The organism is Chitinophaga sp., assembly GCF_036569185.1.
Taxonomy (GTDB): domain Bacteria; phylum Bacteroidota; class Bacteroidia; order Chitinophagales; family Chitinophagaceae; genus Chitinophaga.
Genome location: NZ_DATCRD010000368.1, coordinates 1 through 9,488, shown reverse-complemented (window position 1 = coordinate 9,488; position 9,488 = coordinate 1). Strand labels below are relative to the sequence as shown.

General features: G+C 46.6%; 13 protein-coding genes. 6 read left to right on the top strand and 7 right to left on the bottom strand.

Translation table 11 applies throughout. The features are described 5' to 3' along the window. The 5 genes from VIM72_RS27995 to VIM72_RS27975 form a co-directional block, all read right to left on the bottom strand. Positions 1-477 (bottom strand): hypothetical protein (locus tag VIM72_RS27995; protein WP_332006110.1); only part of this gene is annotated, 477 nt, incomplete at its 3' end. A gap of 2 nt (positions 478-479) precedes the next feature. Further along, positions 480-659, bottom strand: a complete 180-nt coding sequence (locus VIM72_RS27990; protein WP_332006109.1) for a hypothetical protein — start codon at positions 657-659, stop codon at positions 480-482. After that, entirely contained in the window at positions 637-1,611 is a 975-nt protein-coding gene (gene gwsG, locus VIM72_RS27985) for a grasp-with-spasm system ATP-grasp peptide maturase (protein WP_332006108.1), read from the bottom strand. The genes VIM72_RS27990 and gwsG overlap by 23 nt, the downstream gene beginning before the upstream one ends. An 81-nt stretch (positions 1,612-1,692) precedes the next feature. Continuing rightward, complete coding sequence (locus VIM72_RS27980) at positions 1,693-1,884, bottom strand: hypothetical protein (protein ID WP_332006107.1); 192 nt, start codon at positions 1,882-1,884, stop codon at positions 1,693-1,695. 33 nt (positions 1,885-1,917) lie between these two features. Further along, complete coding sequence (locus VIM72_RS27975; protein ID WP_332006106.1) at positions 1,918-2,097, bottom strand: hypothetical protein; 180 nt, start codon at positions 2,095-2,097, stop codon at positions 1,918-1,920. A 197-nt stretch (positions 2,098-2,294) separates the two neighbouring features. Here VIM72_RS27975 and VIM72_RS27970 point away from each other — a divergent pair, with 197 nt between their 5' ends. From VIM72_RS27970 to VIM72_RS27945, 6 genes are all read left to right on the top strand, one after another. Then, entirely contained in the window at positions 2,295-2,948 is a 654-nt protein-coding gene (locus VIM72_RS27970) for a hypothetical protein (protein ID WP_332006105.1), read from the top strand. A gap of 66 nt (positions 2,949-3,014) precedes the next feature. After that, entirely contained in the window at positions 3,015-3,569 is a 555-nt protein-coding gene (locus VIM72_RS27965; RefSeq protein WP_332006104.1) for a TerD family protein, read from the top strand. 49 nt (positions 3,570-3,618) lie between these two features. Next, the gene (locus VIM72_RS27960) at positions 3,619-4,257 is read left to right on the top strand and encodes a VWA domain-containing protein (RefSeq protein ID WP_332006103.1); all 639 of its coding nucleotides are present in this window, start codon (positions 3,619-3,621) and stop codon (positions 4,255-4,257) included. Between the two features lie 2 nt (positions 4,258-4,259). Continuing rightward, the gene (locus tag VIM72_RS27955; protein WP_332006102.1) at positions 4,260-4,898 is read left to right on the top strand and encodes a vWA domain-containing protein; all 639 of its coding nucleotides are present in this window, start codon (positions 4,260-4,262) and stop codon (positions 4,896-4,898) included. 17 nt (positions 4,899-4,915) lie between these two features. Continuing rightward, a complete protein-coding gene (locus tag VIM72_RS27950; protein WP_332006101.1) occupies positions 4,916-6,340 on the top strand; it encodes a PP2C family serine/threonine-protein phosphatase in 1,425 nt (474 codons plus the stop codon). Positions 6,341-6,344: 4 nt separating this feature from the next. Further along, positions 6,345-7,853: a serine/threonine-protein kinase gene (locus VIM72_RS27945; RefSeq protein WP_332006100.1), complete on the top strand. Its 1,509-nt coding sequence runs from the start codon at positions 6,345-6,347 to the stop codon at positions 7,851-7,853. Between the two features lie 38 nt (positions 7,854-7,891). On the opposite strand, the gene VIM72_RS27940 is transcribed toward VIM72_RS27945, so the two are convergent. Both VIM72_RS27940 and VIM72_RS27935 read right to left on the bottom strand, forming a co-directional pair. Continuing rightward, positions 7,892-8,485, bottom strand: coding sequence for a dihydrofolate reductase family protein (locus VIM72_RS27940; RefSeq protein WP_332006099.1), 594 nt, complete (start codon positions 8,483-8,485; stop codon positions 7,892-7,894). A gap of 18 nt (positions 8,486-8,503) precedes the next feature. Next, positions 8,504-9,316 (bottom strand): alpha/beta hydrolase, encoded by an 813-nt coding sequence (locus VIM72_RS27935; RefSeq protein ID WP_332006098.1) that lies wholly within the window; start codon positions 9,314-9,316, stop codon positions 8,504-8,506. Positions 9,317-9,488: the final 172 nt, after the last annotated feature.

The following is a 9,488-nucleotide window of genomic DNA, read 5'->3' as shown; positions in this document are numbered from 1 at the left end:
CACCAGTTTGATGAACTTCAGGGTAGTGCCGTTGAACACTTCCAATAACTCACGTATCCTGCCCAGGTCTGTTTTATGATAGCACCTGATCTCCAGCCCCTGTACATGCAGGTCGAACAGCTCCCTAAAAAAATCCCCGGTATAATTGATCTCTTCATTAAACTCAATAATCACATTCGTAATATCGGAGTACCGGTCCCAGCTGAGGTCCAGCGGTGTTAGCTCCGGCAACAGCCGGCTATCCTTAAAGCCCAGTTCCTTACTGAGCAGGAAACTGATGTAGCCGGTAATGGCCCCGCGGTTATCTTCCCCGTAATGCGCAATACATTCTTCTATGGAATGCTGTTGCAGGAAAAGGAGCACATCGGCAGTATCGTTTGGGATATGATAAAATCTGCGCATCTGCAGATCGCATAGCAGCGACATGCGGGCTCCTTTTACAAGCTGGCAGTTTGCGTATAAATTAAAATATTCCATGATCAGAATTTGGAAATCACTTTATAAAAATTAAAGAGCTCGTATCCTCCGGACTTTATTTTCGGGGCTTTTTCAAATTTGAGGATAGGCATGTTTTGCTGCCCGTTGTTCTTCTCCAGGAAATACAGTGATAAGGGCAACCCTTTCTTCTCTTTCAGGTTACTGGTAAATTTCTTTTTCATGGGAGATACTTTTACTGAGCAGTTGTGCTACTTTCTTTTCCAGGTAATAGTTGCAGGGATAAGATACCATACCGAACTGGCCTTCAGGGTTAATTTCAAGGAAGTAATAATTTCCCTGCATATCCACCATCAGGTCAATGGAACCTGTGCGGAAACAAAGCGCTTTCATCAGCTGATCCAATTGGGATTCCAGGCTGGCCGGCAGTTGATAGGGCACTGTTCTGTTGGGCCGCTGGTTGTCGTAGTTCCGGAAATCATCTTTTGTTTTCCGGTTATTTTGCGAGAAGATGGCCATGGAGTGGCATTTACCATCCAGGTAAAAAGTCCGGATCTCAAACTTCTTGGTGATCTTCTCCTGTACCAGTGAAGGGAAAAATTTTTCGGGAACCTGATGCAGGCTGGTTTGGTTAATGGTTTTGGTGAGCATCTTGTATTGCCCGCCTGCAGTATCTTCCAAAAAAATACATTCACTCAGGGGCTTTACAATTATTTCAGGATAGCTTTCCAGCAATTGTGCAATGGCGGCTCTGGTGGTTACCACTTCTGTAAAAGGGGTATTGATCCCGCATTTGCGGGCGAGGGCCAATACATGCAACTTGTTCAGGCTATCTTCTGTAATGGGGTCATTCAACCATTTTTGCCGGTCAATGGTGTAAAACAGTAATGAATGAAGGCCGTTAAATTCATCTATGAGGAAGCGTTTCAGTGTATATTGTGTGTGGAAGTCGGCTTGCTTAAGACTGTATTCCACCGGGAAGCTGCTGATCTTTCTCCGGTACCACACTACCGCTACCTCCTCGTTCCCGGGCAAATCGTCCAGGCGTTGCATATCGAATAAGTCTTCCCCATTCATCCGCAGGTAGGGTATGCCAAGGTGGCTGAGCCACTGGCACACGTGATCGGTAGTGCCTTCCAGGTGCGACTGACTTAATATGAGGATCTGTTGAGACATGGTATTCGGTTAATTACTGGTAGTAAGGACTGCCGGTGATTGCCGGCAGTCCTGTGTTTCCGGTCCTAATGGCGGAAGGAGCTATTTTTTAGGGTCTGGCTTGTGATCGCACAGGTAAACATCCGGACCTGAAAAGTGGGTCGGTGAGTGAACAGTGGTGCCTGCAGCCTCGCCTGCCTCAAGGGAGAAATCAGCCTGCATAGCCATGAGGCCACCTTTAATTGCTTCCAGGGATTCAACTTTCTTTGCGTTCAGTTTTTTCAACTTGTCCATAGTGTTTAATTTTTTTGTGGTTTACGTTAGGGGTTACTTTTTAGGATCATTCCGGGTGTCTGTTACCCAATGCTGTCCATTCCAGGAAGCATAGTTTTCGGTGGTTCTTTCCTGGTCTTCAAGCGAGAAGTCAGCATTCAATGCTAACCTGCCGCCTTTCACAGTTTCCGGGGATGTTACCTTTTTGGCAACCAATTTTTCTAACTGTTTCATGTGATTAAATTTTAAATCTGGTCTAAAATTAGGCGGCAGGGGCAACTCCTCCATGTGCGGATGTATATTTGAATGGTTGCGGTTTATATTCGCGGCAATTGGGGGAATATTTGCGGAAAAGAGATGCGCTACGGTTTCCCGTAAAGCCCGTCCCTTCGTCATGGTTACTTTTGATCTACACATTCAACCACAATACCATGACTATCAACTTGCAAAAAATCACCCTGGAAAAGAAAGGCGATACCCATGTCATCGATCTTTCCAAAAACACAGGCAGCATTACACAGGAAATCAATATCAACCTGAACTGGTCTAAAGGCGCAAAAAAAAGCCTGTTCGGCAGCATGTTCAATAACGACATCGACCTGGACCTCGGTTGTTTCTATGAATTGAACAACGGGGAAAGAAATGTGATCGACGGCTTACAGTTTTCCCAGGGCCAGGGCGGCCCCAGGAACAGGCTCACCAGGCAGGGACAGTATACCGGTAGACCCTGGGTATGGCATACCGGCGATGACAGGGGGGCTGCAGCCGGATCAGGCGAAAATATTATTGTTAACCCACTGGGCCTGCACGATCTGAAGCGTATGGTCATTTACTGTTTTATTTATGATGGCGCCGCAAGATGGCAGGAAACCAATGCCGTTGTTACGGTGAAAGTGCCCGGAAGCCCTGAAATAGAAGTACAGATGGGAAACCAGGCTAACCTCAATAAATTCTGCGCCATAGCAGAAATACTTTTTACCGCTGATTCTATTGGCGTAAGAAAACTGGTGACCTTCCACACGTCCCACGGTCATTGCGACACCGCGTACAACTGGGGACTGCAATGGACTTCCGGCTCCAAATAAACAATATCGCTACCTCTCCGCTCCCCCATTCTAACAATTACCATTCAAACAAAAATCAGAAAAGTCATGTCAATTACCCTGATCAAAGGACAAAGAGAAAATATCCAGGCGCCAAAATTCACTATCGGCCTGGGTTGGGATACCAATACTTCCGCCACCGGAAGCGCTTATGACCTGGATGCATCCGCGTTTATCCTGGGTGAAAATAAAAAGCTGCTGTCCGACCAGCATTTTGTTTTCTATAATAACCTGAAATCCCCGGATGACGCAGTAGTGCACACCGGCGATAACCTCACCGGGAACGGGGATGGAGACGACGAACAGATCCTTGTAGACCTTTCCCGCATCGACGCAGGCGCCAATGAAATATGCATCGTCATCACCATCCATGATGCCGCCACCCGCAGCCAGAACTTCGGGCAGATACGCAATTCATTCATCCGCATCTTCGACACCCACACCAACCAGGAGCTGCTTAAGTATGAACTGGAGGAAGATTTTTCCGTTGAAACAGCCGTTGAATTTGGCAGGATCTACAAAAAGAACGGGGAATGGAAGTTTGAAGCAGTTGGCGCCGGCATGAAAGGCGGACTGCAGGATTATTTAAACAGATTCAATTAACACCCTCCCGCAAAGAAAATAACACCCTGATAAAAAACACTCCCGGAAAATGAGAAGACTACCCGTATATCTATTGTTAGACACCTCCGGCTCCATGACCGGCGAGCCTATTGAAGCCGTTAAGAATGGCGTGCAGATGATGATCCATTCCCTGCGCCAGAACCCGCAGGCCATTGAAACCGCCTATGTAAGCATCATCACATTTGATTCCGATGCAAAACAGGTGGTCCCGCTTACAGACCTGGCTTCCTTCCAGATGGTGAACATCAAAGCCTCCGGCTTAACCTCCATGGGAGCAGCGCTTTACCTGCTGGCGGATAAGCTGCAGACAGAAGTAGCCAAAACAACACCGGAACAGAAGGGCGACTGGAAACCGATGGTATTCATTATGACCGATGGGGTTCCTACCGACAACTGGCAGGCCGGCTTTAATAAGCTCAAGTCTGTAAACAAGGGACTGGTGGTAGGCTGCGCTGCAGGTCATGGCGCAGATGATACCGTGCTAAAAAAAATAACCAGCTCGGTGGTGCGATTGGCCAATGCTGATGCAGAAAGTATTTCCAAATTCTTTCAATGGGTAACGGCTTCCGTATCCACCTCCTCCACCAAAGTAGAAGAATCAGGAAAAGAAGTCACCGGCCTGGAACAGCTCCCTCCTCCCCCTTCAGAATTAGTAGTAATCGCTTAGCCATGAACAGAAGACTTTTAGCCTACTTCCTCCTGGATACTTCCGGATCAATGCAGGGCGAGCCTATACAGGCGCTGAACAATGGCTTCAATGGCCTTATCAGTATGCTGAGGGCCGATCCGCAGGCAATGGACTCCCTGCACATCAGCGTTATTACTTTTGATAAGGAAGTGAAAAACATTGTTCCGCTTACAGACCTGGCCAGTTTCCAGCCGGTGGAAATAAAATGCCCGGAAAGCGGTCCAACCCATACCGGCGCAGCCCTGGAAATGCTATGCAGCCTTGCAGGCACAGAGCTGGTTAAAGGCTCTTCCGACAGGAAAGGCGACTGGAAGCCATTGCTGTTTGTATTTACCGATGGAAAACCTTCCGACTTACAACAATACCGCGCTGCTATTCCCAGGGTAAAAGCCCTCGACTTCGGCGTTATTGTTGGCTGTGCCGCAGGCCCTAAAGCAGAGGTTAGTTTTCTGAAAGAACTTACTGACGAAGTAGCAAAACTGGATACCACAGACGTGAATACGTTAACCACTTTCTTTAAGTGGGTGAGCTCTTCTATTGAAATGAACGGTAAGTCGCAGGGCACAGGAGAACATATGGCGCTGCCCCCTCCACCCGGTGAATTAATTATTGTAGTGTAAACCAACAGTACATCAGGATGATAGTGGAAACATTTTTAAAACAGTTGCTGAGCGAATCCAACATCGCACCCGATAAATTTTCCGACAGCACGGTAGCCAGGCTAACGCATAATGCAAAGATCAATGAGCTGGCGAAATCCATTACTGCAGCCAGGAAACTGGCGCTAACCATTTTTCATATGTATAAAGAAACGGAAGAATTTAAAGACAGCCAGGTAATCCTGCCGAATGCCGTTTCCCGGAAATATTACGAATACCGGTTTGATCTTTCCCTGTTCCCCAATATCAGCATCAGGGAGATCAAAAACCTGGATAAGACAGGTTTAACATTCGATGCGGCATCAGCAATGATCTGCGGCATACCAACAGCGGCGCTCAGTATAGATCTGCAGGTGTTATTCACCAGCAGCCAGGAAAATAATGAAGTAGAAGATATCAAGGTGATTCCTTTCATTGTGAATGCTGATCCAAAAGATCTATGGCTGAATAAGCCCAGTAACAGGAATGACCTGTTTGCCAAAGAAGACAGCGACAAGTATGCAGGCTCCTTCCTGGACAAGCGCATTGTAGTGGCTTCCCAGCGCGGCAGGTCCCATGCGCATGAAGGCACTTTCCGGGATGATCATTTCTGCGTCCGTAAATTACCACTGGAATGGGAAATCATTGCGGTGGCAGATGGAGCCGGTTCCGCAAAGTTTTCCCGGCAGGGCTCAAAGATCGCAACGGAATATATTGCAGAGAGCTTTAATGATGAATTATTATTGAAAGAACTGGGTGACCAATGTGTTCATTTCTTCTGCCCTGAAACCATTGCCACGCCAGGGAACAATCCCGAAACAGGCCCATCTCCCGATGATCTCACCATAAAAATCAAATCATCCATTATCAATATCCTTTACAAAAATGTAAGAAGTCTTCATACTGCGCTTGCAGATTTTGCCGGGAAAGAAGAAATCCAGCTGAAGGATCTTAACACCACATTGATTTTTGCCCTGGTAAAAAAATTCAACTTTGGTTATGTGGTGCTGACATTTGGTGTAGGAGATTGTCCTGTTAATATTATTACTGAAAATCCCCGTGATATCAGGTTGCTCAACATGCTGGACATCGGCGATTTTGGAGGGGGAACCCGGTTTGTGACCATGCCCGAAATTTTTAGTCACAGCAATATGGCAAGCCGTTTCGGGATCAATAAATTTGAGCATTTCTCGAAACTGATCCTGATGACAGACGGTATCTACGACCCCAAATTTGTGACGGAGAACAAGCTGGAAGACAAAGACGCATGGGCAAATTTCCTGGAGGACCTTAACGGGCAAAATGAAGATGGGCTCAAAGTAGATTTCCTGCAGGAGGAAGGTATCCAGGATCAGTTGCTGTTGTGGCTGAACTTCTGGAGCAAGGGTAATCATGACGACAGAACACTGGCCATAATTTATTAAAGCTATGCATACAGTAAAGGTTACATCTATCATAGATCCGGCAAAATCCTATGAATACATCGATGATGGGAATCCAAAGCAGGGCGGCGTTAAAGACGTTTACTTTGCGCCGGACAAAAAGTATGTGGTGGCTTTCTTCAGGGCCCCGCTGGACTTCAATCAGAAGGACAGGATAAAAAGGATCGTCACACTTTATCTCGACAATATCAAAAAAGGTAATGCGGCAGATTATTTCCTGCAGGACATTTACCGCTGGCCTTATGACGCCGTGGAGCGTGACGGAAAAACCGGTGTGATAGTACCCATTTATGACGCCAGGTTTTTCTTCTCCAAAGGTTATGGCGCCAACAACAGCATTAAGGGTGGAGAAAAGGTGGGAAAATGGTTTACAGCGCCTTCGTTCAGGAACAACCAATACCCTTTGTCGCTCGACAAATCCGAATTAGGGGATTGGCTCAGTTACTTCCAGATTGCCATCAGCATCTGCCGGGGCGTTAAAAAAATGCACCAGATGGGGCTGGCGCACTCCGACCTGTCGTACAACAATGTGCTGGTAGATCCTGTTACAAAGTCAGCCAACATTATTGATCTCGATGGCCTCGTGGTGCCCGGCCTCTTCCCGCCTGAAGTGATTGGCACTGCTGATTTTATTGCACCTGAAGTGCTGAAAACCAAACATCTCCAACTCAGCGATCCGGGGCGCATTCTGCCTAATCAGCGGACAGACCTGCATGCACTGGCCGTACTTATTTATATGTATTTACTGAGAAGACATCCCTTGCGCGGCGGTAAAATATGGGACCTGGATGCAGAAAAAGATGAGCTGATGGCGATGGGAGAAAAAGCACTGTTTGTAGAACATCCTACCGATCCTACCAACAGGGTAAGAACAGACCAGCTGCGCAAATGGGATGCCTTTTGGGGCAACCCGGATAAAATACCTTATACCATTACGGGGCCTTACCTGTCGGACCTGTTCAGGAGAGCGTTTATTGACGGGTTGCACAATCCTATGCTGCGGCCAATTGCCAATGAATGGGAAACCGCATTACTCAAAACAGTGGATCTGGTGCAGCCCTGCAGTAACCCCTCATGTGATGAAAAGTCGTACATTTTTGACAATACAGCCAAACCTGCCTGCCCGTTTTGCGGTACCCCGCACAAGGGAACATTGCCTGTGATTGACCTCTACTACAAATTCAAAAATGATGTGTGGAAACCGGAGGGGCATCGCCTCATGGTATACCACAATCAATACCTGTTCAAGTGGCATGTTTCCAGGAAAATTATCCGGAATGAAAGCCTGGTAGCCGAAGATAAAAAGCCGGTGGGCTACTTCTCCTTTTACCAGGATAAATGGGTGCTGGTGAATCAAAGCCTGGATGGTATGAAAGACCTGACTGCGCAAAAGGAAATACCCCGCAATGGCATGGTAGAGCTGAGCAATGGTAAAAGAATTCTCCTCTCCAATGAAGAGGGAGGCCGGCTCCTGTATGTCACTATAGCAAATTAATGATCAACAGGTGGCGCTGAAGCGCCGCCTGTTGATCATTAAGCGTCAACATCACCCGTTACAACTTCTCCTGCCCTCTTGTAGCTGGCTACAATAACCCCTTTTGTGGTTACCTGGGTTCCGGTTAATGTAAATGCTGCCGGGATCACGCCGTTTTCAAACAGCTTCTTTCCTTCGCCAAGAATCAAGGGGTAAATTTTGAGCCGGAGCTCATCCACCAGGTCGTGCTTAAGCAACAGTTGAATGAGCTTAGCACTGCCCCAAACCTGGATGTCGCCACCTTCTGAATTTTTGAGTTCCTGGATATCTTCCGGGCTTTTAAGGAAAATGGTATTTTTCCAGTCTGATTTTTCCCTCGTCTGCGACAGAACATATTTATTGCCGTCATTGATGCCTGGCCAGAAGGCAGCATGCCGGGGCCAGTAGGATTCAAAAATCTCAAAAGTTTTTCTGCCTAAAATATAATCTGCCGGTTTCAGCTCTTCTTTCATGATCTCGCCAAAAAGCTCATCACCATAGGGGGCCGTCCAGCCGCCATATTTGAAACCGCCAGAGGTATCTTCCCCGGGGCCACCGGGCGCCTGCATAACACCATCCAGTGTAATCATCGATAAAACAGTTATCTTTCTCATTTTATTTACTTTTTATAGTTATTTCAAAAAATTATCCAGGTAATTCAGAATGGTCGTAGTCTGCATCATCAGGGTAACATGACTCTGCGAAGGAACAATGGCCAGCTGCGATTTTGGCATTGCCCCCATATCAGCTGCCACCGCACCACCAAGTAACTGGTATGTTTTTATCAGCTCTATTTTGTCCAGCCCGTCATTGTCGCCGGATATGATTAATACAGGCGCAGTTATTTTCGAAATATTGGCGTCGCCAAAATCGAATGGCTCTTTAGCGCGTGCAATCATCTGTTCGAGGAACTTTGTCCATTTTGTTTTATCAGGCGCCACGGCGTCATAGGCAGCTTTCATAGGCGTGTTTGTAAAAAATTCAGGCTTCATTCCTTTAAACGCATTGTTTACTACCGGCAGCCAGCCGCTGGATTTGTAAGTAGCAGAAATGATTACCAGGTTTCTTAACCGTTTAGGGCTCTGTATAGCAAATTTGTAAGCCACTGCGCCCCCAAAACTATACCCCGCCACATCTGCACTGTCTATTTTCAGGTAATCCATTACACCTTCCACATCTTTGGCCAGAGTAGCATGGGATAATTCTCTATCTGAATACGCTGTATGCCCATGCCCCTGCAGTTCAATGGCAATCACCTTCCTGTTTTTTGCCAGCTCCGGGATCAATTGGCCCCAGTTCGTATTAATGGTCATAAACGCACCATGCAGTAAAATAAGAGGCCTTCCCTCTCCATATACTTCATAATACACCTTAATGCCATTCACTGGTGCGTAGCCACTGGCAGATGGTTTGATTTGTCCGTTTGATAAAGATGTTTCCAACATAATGATTGCAATTAGCAGCATTGATTTAAGAAGATGAGAGGCTTTGAGTAAATTTTTCATATCGCTGTTTGAGTTTTAGTTTGAATTTTATTGACAACACAAAGATGAAATTCATTTCAGAATCAGACCCGGTGCGAAAACGACAACATGAGGGATGAATTGCGACAAAATT

Bases quoted from the DNA above. Each gene is read 5' to 3' on its own strand.
- VIM72_RS27990 (WP_332006109.1), bottom strand. From the start codon at position 659: ATGAAAAAGAAATTTACCAGTAACCTGAAAGAGAAGAAAGGGTTGCCC.
- gwsG (WP_332006108.1), bottom strand. From the start codon at position 1,611: ATGTCTCAACAGATCCTCATATTAAGTCAGTCGCACCTGGAAGGCACT.
- VIM72_RS27980 (WP_332006107.1), bottom strand. From the start codon at position 1,884: ATGGACAAGTTGAAAAAACTGAACGCAAAGAAAGTTGAATCCCTGGAA.
- VIM72_RS27975 (WP_332006106.1), bottom strand. From the start codon at position 2,097: ATGAAACAGTTAGAAAAATTGGTTGCCAAAAAGGTAACATCCCCGGAA.
- VIM72_RS27970 (WP_332006105.1), top strand. From the start codon at position 2,295: ATGACTATCAACTTGCAAAAAATCACCCTGGAAAAGAAAGGCGATACC.
- VIM72_RS27965 (WP_332006104.1), top strand. From the start codon at position 3,015: ATGTCAATTACCCTGATCAAAGGACAAAGAGAAAATATCCAGGCGCCA.
- VIM72_RS27960 (WP_332006103.1), top strand. From the start codon at position 3,619: ATGAGAAGACTACCCGTATATCTATTGTTAGACACCTCCGGCTCCATG.
- VIM72_RS27955 (WP_332006102.1), top strand. From the start codon at position 4,260: ATGAACAGAAGACTTTTAGCCTACTTCCTCCTGGATACTTCCGGATCA.
- VIM72_RS27950 (WP_332006101.1), top strand. From the start codon at position 4,916: ATGATAGTGGAAACATTTTTAAAACAGTTGCTGAGCGAATCCAACATC.
- VIM72_RS27945 (WP_332006100.1), top strand. From the start codon at position 6,345: ATGCATACAGTAAAGGTTACATCTATCATAGATCCGGCAAAATCCTAT.
- VIM72_RS27940 (WP_332006099.1), bottom strand. From the start codon at position 8,485: ATGAGAAAGATAACTGTTTTATCGATGATTACACTGGATGGTGTTATG.
- VIM72_RS27935 (WP_332006098.1), bottom strand. From the start codon at position 9,316: ATGTTGGAAACATCTTTATCAAACGGACAAATCAAACCATCTGCCAGT.